Annotated in this window: 12 protein-coding genes; 4 read left to right on the plus strand and 8 right to left on the minus strand. The window is 68.1% G+C overall.

Annotated features, from left to right (window positions below; genetic code table 11):
• Positions 1-53: 53 nt before the first annotated feature.
• Positions 54-458 carry a sortase gene (locus ACZ6IE_RS11075; RefSeq protein WP_464608001.1) on the plus strand — a complete coding sequence of 135 codons (405 nt, stop codon included), beginning with the start codon at positions 54-56 and terminating at the stop codon, positions 456-458.
• A 147-nt stretch (positions 459-605) separates the two neighbouring features.
• On the opposite strand, the gene ACZ6IE_RS11080 is transcribed toward ACZ6IE_RS11075, so the two are convergent.
• Positions 606-761, minus strand: coding sequence for a hypothetical protein (locus ACZ6IE_RS11080; RefSeq protein WP_179100274.1), 156 nt, complete (start codon positions 759-761; stop codon positions 606-608).
• 232 nt (positions 762-993) lie between these two features.
• On the opposite strand from ACZ6IE_RS11080, the gene ACZ6IE_RS11085 reads away from it, so the two are divergent.
• Positions 994-1,440, plus strand: coding sequence for a DoxX family protein (locus ACZ6IE_RS11085; RefSeq protein WP_464608002.1), 447 nt, complete (start codon positions 994-996; stop codon positions 1,438-1,440).
• A gap of 78 nt (positions 1,441-1,518) precedes the next feature.
• Positions 1,519-2,343 (plus strand): SDR family oxidoreductase, encoded by an 825-nt coding sequence (locus tag ACZ6IE_RS11090; protein ID WP_464608003.1) that lies wholly within the window; start codon positions 1,519-1,521, stop codon positions 2,341-2,343.
• Positions 2,344-3,123: 780 nt separating this feature from the next.
• Here the strand turns inward: ACZ6IE_RS11090 and ACZ6IE_RS11095 are convergent.
• The 7 genes from ACZ6IE_RS11095 to ACZ6IE_RS11125 form a co-directional block, all read right to left on the minus strand.
• The gene (locus ACZ6IE_RS11095) at positions 3,124-7,275 is read right to left on the minus strand and encodes a hypothetical protein (RefSeq protein ID WP_464608004.1); all 4,152 of its coding nucleotides are present in this window, start codon (positions 7,273-7,275) and stop codon (positions 3,124-3,126) included.
• A 91-nt stretch (positions 7,276-7,366) separates the two neighbouring features.
• Entirely contained in the window at positions 7,367-10,981 is a 3,615-nt protein-coding gene (locus tag ACZ6IE_RS11100) for a glycoside hydrolase (RefSeq protein ID WP_464608005.1), read from the minus strand.
• A gap of 136 nt (positions 10,982-11,117) precedes the next feature.
• Positions 11,118-12,899 (minus strand): glycoside hydrolase family 35 protein, encoded by a 1,782-nt coding sequence (locus tag ACZ6IE_RS11105; protein ID WP_464608006.1) that lies wholly within the window; start codon positions 12,897-12,899, stop codon positions 11,118-11,120.
• The gene (gene arfA / locus ACZ6IE_RS11110; protein ID WP_464608007.1) at positions 12,892-14,565 is read right to left on the minus strand and encodes an arabinosylfuranosidase ArfA; all 1,674 of its coding nucleotides are present in this window, start codon (positions 14,563-14,565) and stop codon (positions 12,892-12,894) included. Before arfA ends, ACZ6IE_RS11105 begins: the two co-directional genes overlap by 8 nt.
• Before the next feature lie 79 nt (positions 14,566-14,644).
• Positions 14,645-15,994 carry an ABC transporter substrate-binding protein gene (locus ACZ6IE_RS11115; RefSeq protein WP_464608008.1) on the minus strand — a complete coding sequence of 450 codons (1,350 nt, stop codon included), beginning with the start codon at positions 15,992-15,994 and terminating at the stop codon, positions 14,645-14,647.
• 112 nt (positions 15,995-16,106) lie between these two features.
• Positions 16,107-17,099: a carbohydrate ABC transporter permease gene (locus ACZ6IE_RS11120; RefSeq protein WP_077055137.1), complete on the minus strand. Its 993-nt coding sequence runs from the start codon at positions 17,097-17,099 to the stop codon at positions 16,107-16,109.
• Between the two features lie 4 nt (positions 17,100-17,103).
• A complete protein-coding gene (locus ACZ6IE_RS11125) occupies positions 17,104-18,024 on the minus strand; it encodes a carbohydrate ABC transporter permease (RefSeq protein ID WP_077055136.1) in 921 nt (306 codons plus the stop codon).
• A gap of 223 nt (positions 18,025-18,247) precedes the next feature.
• On the opposite strand from ACZ6IE_RS11125, the gene ACZ6IE_RS11130 reads away from it, so the two are divergent.
• A complete protein-coding gene (locus ACZ6IE_RS11130) occupies positions 18,248-19,252 on the plus strand; it encodes a LacI family DNA-binding transcriptional regulator (protein ID WP_464608630.1) in 1,005 nt (334 codons plus the stop codon).
• Positions 19,253-19,283: the final 31 nt, after the last annotated feature.

Genomic DNA, 19,283 nt, shown 5'->3' on the forward strand with positions numbered 1-19,283 from the left:
TCACGCGCCTCCGCTAGCATCGACGAAGAACCGATCGACGCGAAAGGCACGACATGGATGGTCACACCGCTGTCGGTCTGATCAGTGAGGTCTTCACGTGGTTCGGGTTGGGTCTCGGCATCGTGTTGCTCGGCATCGGGCTCATCCTCGGCAGCGTGCGCAAACGGTGGATCCAGGTGGACGGCGTCATCGCCACGGGTCCCAAGGGCAACATCGTGCGCTGGCTCGATGACGACCACGACGTGCATGAAGCCCCCGCCTCGACGGCCGAGGCGTTGCGCGCGCAGGTGGGCGATGACATCCCCCTGTGGTTCAACCACCGCGCCCCGTGGATCTGCCGCACGCGCGAACCCGAGATCGACGGCCGCACCTTTCGGCTGATCGGGTGGCTGCTGCTCGGCATCGGCATCGTCGCCGCCATCGTGGGCATCGCCATCCAGTTCATCGAGTTCGGCTGATCGACGAACGCAGCTTCCAGCGCGCCTAACCGCTATAGCGATCTCAATCTGACCCCCGGTCCATACCGAAGGAACCCGCGGAAGCGCAGCGAAGCCCTCCCCAGGGCGGAGAGGGCTTCGGATGCTGCGGCGCGAGGATGCGCGAGGCTACGGCTTCTTGCCGGCAGCCTCGTCGTCCTGTTCTTCGAGGCGCTCGCGGAAGATCGCCTCGGCGTCGGTCTCCTGGCCCGGCAGGTCGTCGCCGACCGGGGTGCGTGCGTCGTCGGGGAAGTCGGCGGCTGCGAAGCCGTTGATGTCGCTCATGCTGTCTCCTTCGGTTGACTGCAACGCTACGCCGCCGTGCTCGCCGACGAAACCCCGTTGACGCCTCCAGCCCATACCGCAGCCGAGAGTTCGACACACCGACATCCACCCCTCTTTCAGGGGACAAGCGGCTCGCTGTCGGGATGCTTCGCCAAGCTGTTTTCGCGGAGGCCGGCCACCGATGTCCCCCGCCCGGTCTCCCGTCCGTCACTCGTTCCACGTCAGGAGACACATGTTCCAGCGCACCTCGACCTCTGCCGGCCTTCTGCTGCTGCGCCTCGCCGTCGGCGGCATCTTCGTCGCCCACGGCGCCCAGAAACTGTTCGTCATCGGGCTGCCCGGTGCGCAGCAGATGTTCGAGGGCATGGGGCTTCCCGCTCCCGCCATCCTCGCCCCTGTCGTGGCGCTCGTCGAACTCGTCGGCGGCCTGCTGCTCATGCTGGGTCTCGGCACCCGTGTCGCTGGTGTCGCCCTCGCCATCGTGTCGGTGGGCGCGCTCGTCACCGCACATCTGCCGGCCGGCTTCTTCGCCCAGGACGGCGGCATCGAGTTCACGCTCCTGCTCGCCGTCGCATCCGTCGTGCCAGCCCTCACCGGCGCCGGGGCCTTCAGCGTCGACGCCGTCATCGCCTCCCGCCGCGGACGGACTTCGCGAGCTCCGCGCGCCGCCACGGCCTGAGGGGAATGACGACACCACACACCACGTTCGATCAGAGGTGACCCCTCGACGGGGCCCGTCGTCATCGAAAGGAATCGCATGACCGAGAAAGTCTGGTTCATCACCGGCACATCCAAGGGCTTCGGCCGCGAGTGGGCCACGGCCGCACTCGAACGCGGCGACAAAGTCGCCGCCACAGCCCGCAACGTCGACACGCTCGACGATCTCGTCGAGAAGTACGGCGACAACATCCTGCCCCTCACACTCGACGTCACCGACCGCGAGGCCGACCTGGCCGCCGTGAAGCAGGCCGCGGAGTACTTCGGCCGCCTCGACGTCGTCGTCAACAACGCCGGCTATGGCCACTTCGGCTTCATCGAAGAGGTCACCGAAGAGGAGGCTCGCGCGCAGATCGAGACCAACGTGTTCGGCGCCCTCTGGGTGACGCAGGCCGCGCTGCCGTACCTGCGCGAGCAGAAGAGCGGTCACATCATCCAGGTGTCGTCGATCGGCGGCATCAGCGCTTTCCCCGGCATCGGGCTCTACCACGCGTCGAAGTGGGCGCTCGAGGGCTTCAGCCAGTCGCTGGCGCAGGAGGTCGAGTCGTTCGGCATCCATGTCACGCTCATCGAGCCCGGCGGCTTCTCGACCGACTGGTCGGGCCCGTCGGCGAAGCGTTCCGATGAGCTGCCCGCCTACGCCGACGCTCACCGGGCGATGGAGGAGGGGCGCAAGCAGCGCGGCGGCACCCCCGGCGACCCCACGGCGAGCGCCGCAGCCATCCTGAAGATCGTGGATGCCGACGAGCCGCCCCTGCGCGTGTTCTTCGGTTCTCAGCCGCTCGGCATTGCCAAGCACGACTACGAGAACCGCATCGCCACGTGGGAGAAGTGGAACGACGTGTCGGTGTTGGCCCAGGGCTAGCCCCACGGTTATCGCGTGACGAGAGGCGGGCCAGGAGCGTATGTTCCCGACCCGCCTCTCTGCGGAAGGAACCGCTAGGCCTGGTGTTTCGCCGCCTTACGGCTCGAAGACTCACGTCACCCGCATCATCGCCGCAAGAACGAAGACACTAACCACGAGCGCAGCCCACCGTGGCCATACCTCCACTGTCACAGCGCAGACGACGAGCAAGGGCAACGTTGCTACCGAAGCTGATATGAAAAGACGACCGACCAGTCGGAGCCAGCTGGACTTCATCACGAAAACTGGCCACTCATGCGCGGTCCTGCCGTTTTAACGCAGCGGCTCGGTGAGCATCCTGATCGGCCCACCGGTTTCCGAGAACGGCGAAAATCAGGATGTCGATGAGAACCAGGCCCGGCCACACCCAGGGCGAAACGTGCTGCCCCAGGAGGACCGCGCCGCCGGCTAGAAGAATGAACGACCCGAGCGAGGCGAGTCGACGCCCCGGTGTAGCCGACACGGCTCGACGGCTGTCGGCGGCAAAAAGCGTGCGGATACTCATCGGCAGTAACCATGTTCAACCGCAGAGGCGGTAGCTCGGCAAAAGACCTCGATGAGTGGCGACGATGCGCCTATCAAGATGAGCGAAGGCTTCATGTGGATCTCCTATTCGACGTCGAATTTTGATACCTCCACCTTTCCTGGTGAGTATTTCTCATACTGATAGTTCACCGAGAACGGCAAGCGAAAGGGGTAGGTGCCGACATCGCACCTACCCCTGACTATTCGCGCGGCGCGCTAGCGCTGGACGATCATGATCCAGCTGAGTTGCACGTCGGTGCCGTCGCCCGAGCCCACCGGGGTGAGCGTCAGGTCGAGGGAGCCGTCGGCCGCGACGGCGCGGTTCGTGAGCGACGCGACCGTGTTCTGGCCCGTGATGGGTTGGGCCGCGACCACCTGATCGCCGTTGACCGCGATGGCTGCGCGGCGGTTCTTGGCCCACTGCGACCACGGGTCGTAGAGGCCCACATAGACGTCGTAGCTGCCGGCATCCAGACCCTCGAAGCGGTAGCCGAGGCGCTTGTCGGGTGCCGTGGCCGAGACGTAGCGCAGCGACTCGAACAGCGACCCCGTGTTCGTGCCCGTGGCCGGGTTGGTGCTGCCCCAGCGGAGACCCGTCGCCGGGTCGGCGGCGAGTTGCTGATCGAACGTCGAGTTCAGCAGGGGCGTTTGGTCGGCGACGGCGGCACGGATGGCGTCGTATTCGGGTGAAGCGGCGCCCCCGGCATCCACCAGGTAGCGCAGGCCCTTCGGCACGACGATCGTCTGGCGGGTGATGGGTTTGGCGATGCCGTCGATGGATGCCGTGAGCGTGACGGGGCCGGGCACGTCGAGGGATCCCGCGGCCCAGGTGACGCCGCGCGTCGACGTGACGCCCGACGACGTAACGGTGGCGGAGGTCGGCAGGCTCGCCGCATCCCCCAGTGTCACGGTCGCCGGGAGTTCGAGGTCGACGCTCACCGAGCCCTTACCCTCGAGGTCGTCGAGCGTCCACTCGTCATACCAGTTGAGCGACAGCTGGCCCTGCTCGCCGAATTCGAGCGGCAGCCAGACGGCGGGCGCGTTCTTCAGGTCGTTGGGCGTCCACCGGTCGCCCATGTAGATGAACTTTCCCGCGGCCGGGTCGATCGGAATGACCGATGTCGACTGGCTGCCGTGCGTGGTGGATGCCGTGGGACCCGTCGCCGGGTTGCCCTTGTCGGTCCACTCCCCCAGCATGCTCGTCGCCGTGGCGTATTTCGCCGGGTTCGGGTTCCAGCCTGTGGCCCCCGACGTGATCAGGTAGTACGTGCCCTGGTAGAGGAACACGGCCGGGGCCTCACGTTGTCCGCCGATGTAGGCGCGGGTGAAGTCGACACCCTTTTCGGCTTTCTCCACGGATGTCGAGAGGAACATGTAGTTCGAGCTCAGTTTCGAGACGAACAGCGTGAGGTTTTCTTCGCTGGCGTAGATGATGTAACCGGTCTTGTCGGTGTCGACGAAGAGGTTCATATCGCGCGCCATCCCGGGGCTGTCGGGCTGATAGTTCGGCTCACCTTCTGGGGCCACGTTCAGCCGGTAGCTGTCGACGTAGCGGAACGGGCCCGTTGGCGAATCCGACACCGCGACGCCCGCGTTCGCCTTGGCGTATTGCGCGTTGGACGTCGCGCTCGGGCCGTCGGCGTGCACCCATAGCACCCACTGGTCGGTGCTCTCGTTGTAGATCACCTTGGGGCGTTCGAGGATGGCGGCGTTCACGTTCGGGTCGGTCTGCACCGTTCCGAGGTCGCGGTAGACGGCGGCCTTCTGCTCCGCCGTGTAGTCGGCGTAGAGCTCGGCGAAGTACGCGTCGTCCTCGAATTGGCCGGGCGCCGACATGGCCTGCAGGGCGAGACCCTCGTCGTGCCAGTTGTAGAGGTCGTACGACGAGTAGACGTGCACACCGCGGCTTGCCGAGTACCCGTTCCAGCGGTCCTCGCCGTACCAGTAGTAGAGCGTGCGGCCGTCGGCGTCCTTCGACGGCACGACCTGTCCGCCGTGAGCCTGGATCGGGTTTCCGTTGTCGTCGACCCACGCCTGTCCCGGGCGGAACGAGTCGTAGGTGATGAGCGGGCGGAGCGCCAGGAACGCCGAGCCGAGGGCGTCATACGAGGCCCGGATGGCGGCGGTGTCGGTCGAGCCGTCGGTCACGAGCTTCTGCGCGCGGGCGATCTCGGCGTCGAGGGCGGCGAGCGAGTCATCCGCATAGCCCTCGCGCTGAGCGGCGCCCAGGGTGACGGTGCGGATCTTCTCGGCCAGCAGCTCGGCGCCGTAGGTCTTCGGCGCGCGCACGATCAGGTAGTTGACGGCCGGATCGGTGTAGGCGTTGGTGCGGCCGGCTGGGCTGTGCACCTCGAGGTCGAGCGTGCCGTCGGTGACCTCGACCGTGTAGGTGCGCTCGAGCAGGCTTCCGCATGGCGCGTTGACCTGTTCGAGGCTGCGGCCCTCTGCCCGCAGGTCGACGTCGCGGTTCGTCCAGCCGGAGGGCAGCTGGAAGCCGAAGCTCACGTCATACGAACCCTCGGGAAGGTCGAAGGCGTAGTCGACGGAACGCGTGTCGAGCTTGGCGCCGGTCGGCGGTTTGTCGTAGCGCAGCGAGGCCGTCTTGTCGGTGCCGGCCGAATCGTTGGCGGTCGGCGTGCTGTTGGCGTCGGACACAAAGCCCCAGCTGCCGCCCGTGGTCTGGTCGACGCCGTAGGGCTGGTCGGTCTTCTTCTGGAAGAGGCCGATGTGGTCGCCGGGCGACACCGCGCCGGGGTTGGCCGTTCCCGCGTTGACGAAGTAGAGCACGAAGTCGTTGTCGACCAACTGCTGCAGGGTGGGGCTCGGGTAGGTGGGCGCGAGCGGGGCGGCATCGGCCGCTGTGGGCGGCTGGGCGACGAGGGAACCCGTGACCGCGAGCCCGAGGGCCGTGGTGAGCGCGGCGCCGCGGCCGAGGGTGCGACGCAGCTTGGGGTTGCGAGAGCGGCGGGGTTCGGATGCGGCGGCTGCCGTCTCGGCGTCTGCTGAGGTGGCTCCGACCGGCGCGGAGGGGGCAGAGGCTGGATCCTCGTCGAGGAACGACGCTGCACTTGCCGACGAAACTGCGTGGCGCGAACGGCGGACGGCGACGAGCAGACCGGTCGCGGCACCGAGGATGGCGACCGCGAGCGCGAGCATCGTGGCGAGGTCGACGCCCGAGAGCGCGAGGCCTCCGGGGCTCGAGCCGTTCGTTCCCGAACCGATGGTCGTTCCGGCGCCCGTGCCGGCGCCCGTTCCGGAGCCGGAGCCCGCGCCGGCGCCGGGCTGTGCGCCGGGCTGTGTGCCGGGCTGGCCGGGTTCGGTGGGCGTCGTCGGCTCGCCGGGGAGAGACTCGGGCGTGTTGCCCGCGCCTCCCGGTGCCACACCGAGAGCAGGTGCAGCGCCGGCGAGAGCCGTAGCACCCGTTTCGGTGGCGGCGATCGCGGCGAGGGGTCCGTCCGGCAGGTCGGCCGCGCGGGCATCCTGTTTGCCCCACGCGATGGCCTCGCCGTCGGCCGTCAGTGCCGCCGAGAAGTACGGCCCCGCGGCGAGGGCCGCGATGTCGGATCCGGGCGCGGTGACGGTGGCCGGCGCATCCGCCTGGCCGAAGGCATCTCCACCCCAGGCGAAGACGCGACCGTCGTCGGTGAGCGCGAGCGCCTGGTCGGTGCCGGCCGCGACCTGCACGACCTCTTCGTCGGCGAGGGCGTCGGGAACCTCGAGCTGGCCCACATCGGAGCGACCCCAGGCCACGACATCCCCGTCGGCGGTGGCGGCGAGCGTGAAGCCCGAGCCGATGGCCGCGCTCGTGACCGTTTCGCCGTCGAGCGCGGCGGGGACGTCGTTCTGGCCGAAGCCGTTGTCACCCCAGGCCACGAGGGAGCCGTTTTCGAGCACGGCGAGCGAGTTGGAGCCGCCGGCGGCGATCTGCAGCACACGCGTGGCCGCGGATGGCACGTCGGTCTGGTCGTCGCCATCGCGGCCCCAGGCCACGACGTCGCCCTCGGCCGTGAGAGCGAGGGAGTGGTTGGCGCCGGCCGCGATCTGCGTCACGGTGCGGTCGGCGAGCGCGGCGGGCACGGATGCTTGGCCGAAACCGTTCGCGCCCCAGGCCGCCACGCCACCGTCGGCGGCGAGGAAGAGGGTGTGGTCGAGGCCGGCTGCGAGGCCAGCACCCGATGCTGTGGCGAGCTCGGCGGGCACGGCCGAGGAGCCCCAGGCCACAGGGGTGGGTGCGGAATCGCCGGCAGTAGCCGACGGAGTCGGGGCGGCCGCGGCGAGCGCCGCCGAGACCGGGCCCGTGGCCAGGAGGAGACCCCCGGCGAGGGCGAGGGCGGCCGCGCACGGCCGCTTGAAGGAACGAGAGGTCATTGAATCGCTTTCACGTCGGTGTGGAAGGAGAAAAGAGGTGCAGAGGGCGAGGAGCGGGTGCGGGCCGACGAACGACCCGCACCCGTCTCAGCTACTCCGCGCTTGTCGAACCTGCACTGGTCGAACCCGCGCGGCGTCGACGCACGACGACGAGCGCCGCGCCGGCCGCGAGCAGCAGCGCGCCGAGGGCAGCGAAGCCGCCCACCTGCGCACCCGAGTTCGCGAGCCAGTTCGAACCGTTGGCCGTTCCGGCCCCGGAACCCGAACCAGCGCCAGAACCAGAACCGCTCCCCGCACCGGGCGTGCCGGGAGCGGGCGTACCGCCGCCGGCACCCGGGCCGGTCGGGTCGGTCGGGTCGACCGGCTCCACGGCATCGGCCACGAAACGAACCGTATAGGTCGACGACGCCTCACCGTTCTCGGCGGCGACCGTCACGGTTCCGACGGGTTCGGCGGCGGCCGCATCGGGCTGCGCGATCGACACGGTCGCATACGGGTCGGCCGAGCGTGCACCCAAAACGGGTGCTTCGGCGGCAACCGCGAGCGCGGAGAACCGCGAAGCCGGAACGGCGGCGACGGCGACAGCGCTCGAACCCGCGGCCGACGACACCCCCGCGGCCGGAGCGGCATCGGCTGCCGCATCCGCGCCCTCGGTCAGCGCCGCGATCGGCACCCGGTACTCGAGCGTCTCGGCATCGAACCCGGCAACGACCTCACCGTTCACGGTCAACTGATCGAGCGTCGCATCGGTTCCGACACCGGGCGCACCGGGTGCCCACACCTCGAACTCCGACAGCGCGATGCACGCGTTGGCGCGAGCCGTCATGGTGGCGCGCAGCTTCGACGTCGTCACCGGGGTGGCGAGCTCGAAGACATCCTCGGTCACCGTGGTGGGCTGGGCGTTGACGGGCACCCAGGCCGAGGCCGCGGCATCCCACCAGCTCAGCTGCACGGTGTCGGCCGGCAGGGTTCCGCCGTTGTCGTTGTAGAAGCGCAGCGTGACGTGGTCGATGGTGGTCTCGGTGGCGAGATCCATCTGCACCCAGTCGCTCGGGCGCCACTGGCCAGACACCCAGTTCGTCCAGCGGTTCGAGTCGACCACGCCGTCGTTCACGTTGGTCACCTTGTCCCACTGTCCGCTGAAGGATGCCGTGGGCGTGCCGTTCGGCGCGAGCGCCACGTTCACGAGCGACGGGTTCGTGACCTGCACGCGCACGGTCGCGGGCACCGAGCCCGCGGTCGTCGCGCCCGCAACGGTCACGGTTCCGACGGTGCCCCAGGCGTCGGCGGCGATCTCGTCGAGGTCCCATGTGACGGCCACGTCGACCTGTTCGCCGCCCTCCGTCACGGCGGTGACGGTGGAGGGCAGCTCGGGTTCGTGCCCCAGCCAGGTCTTGGCGCGGGCGGGCAGTGTGGAGGCGAGCGTTCCGACGACCACCTCGGCGGTCACGTCGCGCGTGTCCCCCGCGGGCCCCGTCGCGACACCTGACACGGTGACGACGCCGGTGGCCGAGAAGTCGACCCCGTCGGTGGTCCACACAACGGGCACCTGCGCCGTTGCACCGGAAGCCTGCGTGGCCGAAACCGTCTCGGGCAGCGCGGGAGTCACGCCGGGTGCCGTGAAGACGCGCACGGGGGCGACATCCGACAGCGACAGGTCAGACACGACGAAGCGCTGGTTGTCGGCCGACGATCCCGTCCACAGACCCACGGATGCTCCGGCCGCCGTCGACTGACCGCCCACGTCGAGCAGCGTGCCGTATGCCTTGTTCACGAACGTGTAGCTGCCGTCACCCGTCGTCGACAGGATCCAGCGCGAGGCGGCGGGCTGCGTGCCCGCGTTTTCAGCGGTGGCCGCGGTGGTCAGAGCCGTGCGCGACGAGGCCGACAGGGCCTGTCCGCTCGCCACGTTGAGCACGCGGTATTCCTCGCGGTTCGAGACGCCGTCGGTCAGCTTCTCGACGCGCCAGTGCTGCGCGCCCTTCGTCTGGTCGACGTTCTCCTGCGTGACCTTCCCGGCGGTGGCCGACAGGGCCTTCGAGGCGTGGGCGCTCGTCAGCTGGTAGACGCCGCGGTCGGTGAAGACGCTCGCGTCGTCGGCGACACCCGAGACACCGTCGACCACGAGGGTCGTGACGGAGGCGGCCGGCAGCGTGACGGTGGCCGATCCGTCGGTCACGGGGATGGCGGGCTGCGCCACGAGCGCGCCCGACGCGTCGGTCACGATGGGCGTCACGGTGGCGCCCGCGGTCGAGGCGAACTTCGTCAGGTCGATGGCCACGGTCTTGGGGGCCGTCGCATCGTTGATGGAGACGAGCGTCGCGCCCGAGCCATCCCCGTCGATCGCGGCCGTCGTCTTGGTGTCGTTGACGCCGACGATGTGGTCACCCGGCTCGATGTAGTGCGTGTAGTTGCGCACCGTGTTGTATTTGGTGTTCGTGCGAATCGTGTAGTCGCCCGTCTCGTTGCCGTTGAAGGGCAGCTGGATGCTTCCCCAGTTGGCGTTCTCGGCGGCGGGCGTCATGTTGTCGTAGTCCTCGACGGGCTGCCAGAACACCCAGGCCGACGGCTCCAGTTCGCGCAGGTCGTCGGTGATGCGACCGGCCATGCCGAGGCCCGGGGCCATCGACTCGAAGTTCTGACCGTTGCCCCATGAGCCCTCGACCTCGCTCATCCAGAGCGGTTTGTCGGCGGCCTTGGCGATGTCGCGCACGCTCGTGCGCTGACCCGTGCCGTAGGTGTGCACGTTGAGCTGTTCGATGAGGTTCTTGGTGGCGTCGGCGTAACCGTTCCACGTGCTGGCGAACCGGCCCGGGTTGGTCTCGTCCATGCCCGAGATCTTCGAGTCGCTGTCGTACTTCGCCTGGGCCTTCGCCAGCGCGGCGAAGATCTTCTCTTGCGTGGCGGGCGGGATGTTCGCGCCCTCCTGTCGCCCGTAGGCGGTCCAGTACCCATTCCACGGCTCGTTGAGGGGGTCGATCGTGTCGACCGTGATGCCCTCGGCGTCTTCGAGGTGTTCGGTGGCGCGGGCCATGTAGGCCGCGAAGTCGTCGATGTCGGCCGCCCGCATCTGGTCGGCGTTCTTGTCGACGGCGCCCGAGACCACGCCGCTGTTGGTCATGAAGTAGGGCGGCGAGTTCGAGAACGTCTCCCATTTGTCGACGCCGCGGGCCTTGGCGGCCTGCACCCACCAGCGCTGCGTGGGGTCGGCGTCGAAGTTCCACATGCTGTCATCGTCGGGGTTCCACCAGTCACGCGCGTTCTGGTCGAGACCGGCTGGGCGTTTCCACCAGCCCTCGACGTCGCCGCCCGGGCGCAGGTAGGAGCGCGTCTCGGGCGCGTCGCCGCCGCCCACGTTGTAGCGCGCGATGTTGAGGTTGAGGCCGTCTTTTCCGAAGACCATGTCGGCGAGCTTGTTGCGCACCTCGTCGGGGTAGTCGCCCGTGGCGTTGGCGAACCAGACGAGGCTTGTTCCCCAGCCCTCGAATTCGGGCTGCTGGTAGGACGGGTCCGGCGTGATCGTCTTCGTCGCGGATGCCGCGGCCACGGCTGCCTGGGAGGAGACGGCCTGGGCCGGCGCCGTCGCCGCGGGCGCTGCGTGCGCACCCGCTCCGGCGAGGGCGACACCGGACGCGGCGAGCGCGCCCGTCAGTGCCATCGAGACGGTGCGCCGGAGTCGGCGCCCCCGGGGTGTTCGTGCTGTCATAGGACGTGCCCTTTCGCTTCATTGCGTGTGATGAGGGTGCATCGGGTCATGCGGGTGGTGCGGATGTTTCAGTGCTGCGGGTATGTCGTACTTCGGGGTTGGTTCCGCGGGCCGACCGTGGCCGGCCCGCGGAGATCTAGAACTCGGTGTGTCCGAGGTCGGCGGCGCTCACGAAGGTGAGGGTCGCGTCGGGGATGGCGTGCAGTTCGAAGAGCACGATCTCGTTGGCGCCGGGCACGAGGGTCGAGGCGGGCACGTAGAGCGTGTTCTGCGGGCCTCGGCGCCAGTAGCGGCCGAGGTTGAAACCGTTCACCCAGGCCACACCCTTGCCGAGCGTGGTCGTGTCGAGGAACAGGTCGGTCGGGGCGTCGAGCTCGACGGTGGCGCGCACGAACGCGGGGCCGGCGATGGCGGATGCGTCGGGGTCGGGTGCCGCTGACCGCGCGAACGCCTCGGACACGGGCGCCAGGTCGCCGAGCCCGAGCGGCTGCAACTCCCAGCGCTCGTGCGCGTGACCGTCGATCGTGACGGGCCCGATCAGGCCCTTGTCCTCGCCGATACGGTGCCCGTAGTTCACGCGACCCTGGTCTTCGACGAGGATCTCGAGCGTGCCCGAGGCCTCGAACGGGAGGCCGAGCGCGCGGTCGTGGTTGTCGCGAGACAGCACACCGACGGGCTGGCGGTTCAGGTAGACGAGCGCGCGGTCGCGCACCTCGCCGATGGTCAGGACGGGCGCGCGCCCGGTGCCGCGGAAGTCGATCTCGGTGCAGTAGACGCCGAAGCCCGTGTAGTGCTCCACCTGGTCGAAGGTCGGGATGCTGCGGTGCGGCACGCTCTCGCCGAGCGCCGAGGCGACCTGCCAGAAGGGGACGACGGCGTCGAGCGGGGCTCGGAACGACGGAGCGGGGGTCGCGGCATCCGGAACCTCGTCGGGAACCGGCGCGTACTTCGCGATCACGTCGCGGAACGCCCAGAACTTGGGGCCCGGGTTGCCGGCCTCGTCGAGCGGGGCGTCGTAGTCGTAGCTCGTGACGGTGGGCTGATAGACGCCCTTGTCGTTGGCACCGTTGGTGAAACCGAAGTTGGTGCCGCCGTGGAACATGTACAGGTTGACGGATGCCCCAGTGGCGAGCAGCTCGTCGAGCTCGCGCGCGGCTTCGGCGGCCGGCGTGGTGTGGTGGTGCGAGCCCCAGAAGTCGAACCAGCCGTTCCAGAACTCGGCGCACATGAGGGGGCCGGTGGGTTGATGACGGCGCAGCGTGGCGAGACGCTCGGTGGCGCGCGACCCGAACGATCCGGTCTTGTGGAGGCCCGGCAGGCTGCCGTTTGCGAGCATCTCGTCGGTGGGCTGGTCGATGGTCGTCAGCGGAACCGTGATGCCGTGGGCGCGGTTGAGGGCGACGAGCGCCTCGAGGTACTGCTTGTCGTCGCCGTAGGCACCGTATTCGTTCTCGATCTGCACGAGGATGACGGGGCCGCCGTGCGAGATCTGCGCGCGTTCGACGATGGGCAGCACGCGGTCGAAGTAGCGCTCCACCTCGGCCATGTAGAGGGGCTCGAAGCGGCGCACACCCACGGCCTCGTCGCGGAACAGCCAGGCGGGCAGGCCGCCGTTGTCCCACTCGGCGCAGATGTAGGGGCCCGGGCGCACGATGGCGTACATGCCCGCGTCGGCGATGAGCTGCAGGAAGCGTTCGAGGTCGAGGCGGCCCGTCAGGTCGAAGTGGCCGGGGTTCGGCTCGTGCAGGTTCCACGGCACGTAGGTCTCGATGGTGTTGAGGCCCATGAGCTTGGCCTTGTGAATGCGGTCGGCCCACTGTTCGGGGTGCACACGGAAGTAGTGCAGCGCGCCGGCGAGCACGCGGAACGGCTGACCGTCGAGCTCGAAGTCGGTCTCGCCGATGCGGAAGTCAGGCACGGGTGTCCCCCAGGGAAGATGTCGGTGCGTCCGAAGCGTCGGACGACGGAGAGGCGGATGATGCGGCAGCGGATGTCGCGGCGGGAAGCGTTTCGGCAGCGGCGGTCGCGGCCAGGCGGATGATCGACCAGGAGAGCGCGGGCAGGCTGGCCGAGACAGAGGCGGTTCCAGCGGCAGCCGAAGCGGCCTCCGACGCGGACTCCGAAGAAACCTTGACGCCCGCGAGCGGCACGAGCCCCACGCGCGCCGGTTCGGTCGCCGTGTTCGAGGCGTGCCGGTCTAATCCGTCCGGCACGGTCAACGTCTCGGCGTCGACGAGCGCGAGCCCCGCGACATCCGGAATCTCGACGCTCAGGGTGAGCTCCTCGGTCGTCGACCGGTTCACGAGGAACAGCACGACGTCGTCGCCGTCGCGCGTCGCCGCGGCATCGACGACGGGAACGGCGCCGTACTTCGTCGTTTCCACGGCAGGTGCGCCCGAGACATCCACCGCGAGGATCTCGCCGCGCGCGAACCGCGCCGTGCGCTCGAACGGGTGGAAGGTGGTCTGCCGCCAGGCGGGCCCGGCGGGTTCGGAGCGGATGGGCGCGATCACGTTGACGAGCTGCGCGAGGTTGGCCATCGACACGCGGTCGCCGTGGCGCAGCAGCGAGTTCAGCAGCGAGCCGACGACCACGGCATCGGTCACGCCGTACTCGTCCTCGATCAGACGCGGCGCCTCGTTCCACTCCCCGGTCAGCAGGGGTTCCTTGTCGACCTCGTTGAAACGCGTCTGGTACCAGACGTTCCACTCGTCGACGCTGATGCCGATGGGCCGCTCGATGCCGGCCTCGGCGCGCACCTCGTCGATGATCTGGGCGACCTCGTCGAGGTAGCGGTCGAGCCCCACGGCCGAGGCCAGGAAGCTGTCGGCGTCGCCATCCAGTTCCTCGTAATAGGCGTGCACCGAGATGTGGTCGACGAGCCCGGCCGTGTGCGTCAGCACCGTGCGCTCCCAGCTGCCGAACGTGGGCATATCGGCGTTCGACGAACCCGCCGCCACCAGCTCGATGCGCGGGTCGACGAAGCGCATGAGGCGCGCGGTCTCGGCGGCGAGGCGGCCATATTCGTCGGCCGTCTTGTGGCCGATCTGCCAGGGGCCGTCCATCTCGTTGCCGAGGCACCAGACGCGGATGTCGAAGGGCTCGTCGGCCCCGTTGGCCCGGCGGGCATCGCTCAACGCGGTGCCGCGCGGAATGTTGCAGTATTCGAGCAGTTCTGCGGCTTCGGCGACGCCGCGGGTGCCGAGGTTCACGGCCTGCATGACCTCGACTCCCGCCGATGCGGCCCAGGCGGCGAACTCGTGGATGCCGACGCGGTTCGTCTCGATCGAGTGCCACGCGGCATCCAATCGCACGGGTCGTTCGTCGACCGGTCCCACGCTGTCTTCCCACTTGAAACCCGAGACGAAGTTGCCGCCCGGGTAGCGCACGATGCTGACGCCGAGCTCGCGCACGAGGTCGGCGACGTCGGAACGGAAGCCCCGAGCATCCGCCGTCTCGTGGCCGGGTTCGAAGATGCCCGTGTAGACCGCGCGGCCCATGTGCTCGACGAACGAGCCGAAGAGTCGCGGGTTGACGGGGGCGATGGGGGTGCGGGTGTTCAGGCGCAGCGAGGCGGTGAGCACGGGGAACCTTTCGAGGGGGAAGGAGATGGCGGGCGGAGGGGGGATCCGCCCGCCATCTGGTCGTTCTGACTCGGGCGAGCTACTTCTCGGAGACCGTGAAGCCCTGCTCGGAGCCGTAGCTGGCCGAGGCCTTCTGCCAGGCGGTCAGACCCTCGTTGAGGTCGGACTTGTTGGCGTAGGCCTGGCCGACGGTGTCGTTGTAGATGCTGTTGGCGTAGACCTGGAAGGGCAGGTACTGCCATCCCTTGACGACGTTCTTGGCCGAGTCGGCGAAGACCTCGTTGATCTTCTGGCCGCCGAAGTACTCGCTCTCGTAGCCGAGGAATTCGTCAGACTCGAGGTCGGCGTTGGTCGACGGGAAGCCGCCCTTGTCGATCGAGATCTGCGTGCCCTCTTCGGCGTTCATGTACTTCAGGAAGGCTGCGGCGACGAGTTTGTTCTTCGACTGCTCGAGCACGGCGTCTCCACCGCCACCGTTCTCGGCCGTCGCGGTTCCCCCGGCCTCGTACTGGGGCATGGGGGCGACGCGCCACTGGCCGGAGCCGTCGGGGGCCTGGCCTTCGAGGTTGCCGGGCATCCACGAGCCGATGATGAGCGTGGCGATCGAGCCGTCGGACAGGCCGCGGAACCATTCGTCGCTCCAGGAGGAGGTCTGGGCCACGTAGCCGCCCTCGACCAGCTGGTTCCAGGTATCGGCCCACTTCTTCGAGCCCTCGTCCTGCAGGTTGATGCCCACGTTCTCGCCGTCGACCGTGTACGGCTTGCCGCCGGCCTGCCAGATCATGCTCGTGGTGAAGCCCGCGTCGCCCGTGTCGTTGGTGATGTAGGCGTTGGGGTCGGCGTCGTGGATGGTCTTCGCGGCCGCGATGTACTGGTCCCAGGTCTCGGGCACGGCGATGCCGTACTTGTCGAAGACGTCCTTGCGATAGAACATCGCCATGGGGCCGGAGTCCTGCGGCAGCGCGTAGAGCTTGTCGTTCAGGTTGACCGAGTTCCACGTCGATGCCGTGAACTTGTCTTCCAGGTCGTCGAAGCCGAACTTCGACAGGTCGGCGAGCGAGTTGCCGAGCGCGAACTGCGGCAGCGCGTAGTACTCGATCTGGGCCACGTCGGGGGCGCCCGAGCCGGCCTTGATCGCGTTCTGCAGCTTGGTGTACTGGTCGTTGCCCGTGCCGACGTTTTCCACGTTGACGGTGATCTTCGGGTACTTCTCCTCGAAGGCCTTGGCAATGTCCTCGACCGCGGGGGCCCAGGCCCACACGGTGATGGATGATTCGGTCTGCAGGGCCTTCTCGAGGTCCTCTGCCGAGCCGGAGTCGGCCGAGCCCCCGGGGCCCGACGAGCAGGCCACGAGCGAGGCGCCGGCGGCGATGCCGACAGTTGCCGTGGCGAGCGTGCGCCAGACGGTCTTCTTGAAACGACTGTTCATCGTTTTCCTTTCACGTCGTTGTAAACGGTGTTCGGGTTCTGGTGTGGTTGCGGAGCTGTGTTGCGGGTGATGCGGTGAAGGGTGCTGCGGGTGAGACATCCGCGGGTCGTCGTTACTGCTTGACGCTGCCCGCGGCGAGCCCCGACTGCCAGTAGCGCTGCATGAAGAGGAACGCGATGACGATCGGGATGATGGTGAGGAACGAGCCCGTGATGACGAGGTTGTAGATGGCCTCGCCGCCGGCCGTGGAGGCCTGGTTGTTCCACTGGTTGAGACCCACCGTGAGGGGGTACCACGTCGACTCGGACAGCATGATGAGCGGCAGGAAGTAGTTGTTCCAGGTGGCGACCATGGTGAAGAGCAACACCGTGATGAGACCGGGGCTCAGCAACTTGAGCGAGATGGTGAAGAAGGTTCGGAATTCGCCCGCCCCATCCATCCGCGCCGCCTCGAGCAACTCGGTGGGCACCGAATCGATGGCATAGGTCCAGATGAGGTAGAGGCCGAAGGGGCTGATGAGCGAGGGCAGGATGATGGCCCACGGCGTGTTGGTCAGACCCAGCTGGCTGAACATGAGGAACGTGGGAACGGCCAGGGCGGTTCCGGGCACGGCCACGGCGCCGAGGACGACCGCGAAGACGCCCTTCTTGCCGGGGAAGTCGTACTTGGCCAGGCCGTAACCCGCCAGTGTGGCGAGGAAGGTGGCCCCACCGGCGCCGACGACCACGTAGAGCACGGTGTTGCCGAACCAGCGGATGAATTCGCCGTCGTGGTAGGCCAGCGTCTCGCCGATGTTCGCGAACAACGAGAAGTCGCCCGAGAACCACAGGCCGAACGAGTTGAAGAGCACGTCCTGCGTCTTGGTCGAGTTGACGAAGAGCCAGAACAGCGGAAGCAGCGCGTAGACGAGCATGACGGCCATGACGACGGTCAGCCAGACGGAACGCTTTTTGCGGAAGCCGCCCTCCTGCGGTTTGGCGAAACGCGGGCGGCGCTGGCCGGTCGACGAACGCCTGGCGGGGCGCACGCGGCCGGTCGTGGCGTCGATCTTGTCGGTGGGCTGGTTCGAGGGGGCGGGGGCTGCGCCCTGTTGCACGCTGGTCATGGCGTCACTTCTCCTTGCGCGAACCGGAGTTCTGCACGATGTAGGCGATCACGGCGGTGACGACGCCCATGATGATGGCGATGGCGGCCGAGTAGTTGTACTGCTGGCCCGAGAACGACAGGTTGTAGGCGTACATGTTCGGCGTGAAGAACGTCGAGATCGTGTTGGGCGCCAGCGATTGCAGGATGTTCGGCTCGTTGAACAGTTGGAAGCTGCCGATGACCGAGAAGATGCCGGCGATGACGATGGCACCACGGATGGCGGGCAGCTTGATGCTGCGGATGATGCGCCACTGGCTGGCACCGTCGAGCTCGGCCGCCTCATAGAGGTCCGTCGAGATGACGCGCAGTGCGGCGTAGAAGATGAGCATGTTGTAGCCCACGAACTCCCATGTGACGATGTTGCCGATCGACAGCAGCACCCAGTTGTTCGACAGCGGGTCTGGCAGCTGGATGCCGAAGAAGTCGTTGACGTTTCCGACGAGGCCGAAGCGGTTGCCGTACATGAAGCCCCACATGAGCGTCGCGACGACGGCGGGAACGGCGTAGGGCAGGAAGATCGAGATGCGGAAGAACGACGACAGGTAGAGGCGCGCCGAGTCGATGGCGAGCGCCGCGAAGAGGGCGAGGCCCAGCATGATGGGCACCTGCACGCAGAGGAACAGGGCGACGCGGCCGAGCGAGTCCCAGAACTTGGGGTCGGAGAGGGCCTGCGTGTAGTTCGAGATGCCGACGAACGCGTTGCCGCCGATCAGCTGCTCTTTGAAGAGGCTGAGGTAGATCGCATAGATCACGGGTGCGACGAGCACGAGCGCGAAGACGACCAGGAACGGGGCCACGAAGGCCCATCCCGTCCATCTGCGCTTGTCTCGCCGGAGAGCGGCCGGCCGCGGGGTGGCGGGGGCGTCTGCTGACAGCGTCGTCATGGGAAATCCGGTTCGTTGGGAGCGAGTTTCGGTGTGGTGCGATGTTTGCGTAAACATCTGCGTTCTGATGGTAGCGTGTTTACGTAAACATGGGGTGTGGGTTACACCTTTACACGACAACAGCGTCGCGTCAAGTGCGGCGAGAAGGGGGTCTCGAGTGCCTGTCGACGACGCCACCTCGGCACCTCTGGGCGCGGCAACCTCGCGCGTGCGCGGTCCCTCGATGGCCGATGTGGCGAAGCGCGCTGGCGTCTCCTCGCAGACGGTGTCGCGCGTCTCGAACGGTCACCAGAACGTCGATGCCGACACCCGCGACCGCGTGCTGGCCGCCATGGCCGCGGTCGGCTACCGCCCCAATAGCGCCGCTCGTGCGCTCAAGACGGGTCGCTTCCGCACCATCGGCGTCATCATGTTCACGCTCTCGACCTTCGGCAACATGCGCACGCTCGACGCCATCGCGACGGCCACGGCCGAGGCGGGTTATTCGATCACGCTCATGCCGCTCAGTCATCCGACCCAGGGTGAGGTCGCGGGTGCCTTCACGCGTTTGAGCGAGCAGGCTGTCGACGGCATCCTCATCATCATCGAGGCACACATCCTCGACCGCGCCGATATCTCGTTGCCGGCCGGCATCCCCGTCGTGATCGTCGATTCGGATGCCGCAGACCCCTACACCGTGGTCGACACCGATCAGCGTCAGGGCGCCCGGCTCGCCACAGAGCACCTTCTGGCGCTCGGACACCCGACCGTGCACCATGTGGCCGGCCCGCCGAGCTCGTTCTCGTCGGCGCGGCGCACCGAGGCGTGGCGCGCGTCGCTCGAGGCGGTCGGCGCGCCCGTCGACGAACCGCTCGTGGGCGATTGGTCTGCAGAGTCGGGCTATCGCATCGGGGCGCGGCTGGCGCAGAACCCGGCCGTCACGGCCATTTTCGCGGCCAACGATCAGATGGCACTCGGCGTCTTGCGCGCCCTGCACGAGGCCGGGCGGCCCGTGCCGGACGACGTCAGCGTCGTGGGCTTCGACGACACCGAAGAGTCCTCGTCCTATTGGCCTCCACTCACGACGGTGCACCAGGACTTCTCGGCCGTCGGCCGCATCTGCGTGCAGCGCCTCCTTGCCGAGATCGAGCAGAACGCGGCGGCGGCGGGCACCACCATCGTGCCGGTGCGCCTCGTCGAGCGCGCGTCGACGGCTCCCTTCGCAGCCCGCGTCGCGCCGACTTCCTAGCCGAGCCGCCCCGCCTGCCCGCTCCGCCGCC

This window comes from Okibacterium sp. AC114 (genome assembly GCF_979253355.1).

What these genes read in the sequence shown, in the direction of transcription:
- ACZ6IE_RS11090 (WP_464608003.1), top strand. Translation starts at nt 1,519, where the DNA reads ATGACCGAGAAAGTCTGGTTCATCACCGGCACATCCAAGGGCTTCGGC.
- ACZ6IE_RS11080 (WP_179100274.1), bottom strand. Translation starts at nt 761, where the DNA reads ATGAGCGACATCAACGGCTTCGCAGCCGCCGACTTCCCCGACGACGCA.
- ACZ6IE_RS11115 (WP_464608008.1), bottom strand. Translation starts at nt 15,994, where the DNA reads ATGAACAGTCGTTTCAAGAAGACCGTCTGGCGCACGCTCGCCACGGCA.
- ACZ6IE_RS11085 (WP_464608002.1), top strand. Translation starts at nt 994, where the DNA reads ATGTTCCAGCGCACCTCGACCTCTGCCGGCCTTCTGCTGCTGCGCCTC.
- ACZ6IE_RS11100 (WP_464608005.1), bottom strand. Translation starts at nt 10,981, where the DNA reads ATGACAGCACGAACACCCCGGGGGCGCCGACTCCGGCGCACCGTCTCG.
- ACZ6IE_RS11120 (WP_077055137.1), bottom strand. Translation starts at nt 17,099, where the DNA reads ATGACCAGCGTGCAACAGGGCGCAGCCCCCGCCCCCTCGAACCAGCCC.
- ACZ6IE_RS11075 (WP_464608001.1), top strand. Translation starts at nt 54, where the DNA reads ATGGATGGTCACACCGCTGTCGGTCTGATCAGTGAGGTCTTCACGTGG.
- ACZ6IE_RS11125 (WP_077055136.1), bottom strand. Translation starts at nt 18,024, where the DNA reads ATGACGACGCTGTCAGCAGACGCCCCCGCCACCCCGCGGCCGGCCGCT.
- ACZ6IE_RS11095 (WP_464608004.1), bottom strand. Translation starts at nt 7,275, where the DNA reads ATGACCTCTCGTTCCTTCAAGCGGCCGTGCGCGGCCGCCCTCGCCCTC.
- ACZ6IE_RS11130 (WP_464608630.1), top strand. Translation starts at nt 18,248, where the DNA reads ATGGCCGATGTGGCGAAGCGCGCTGGCGTCTCCTCGCAGACGGTGTCG.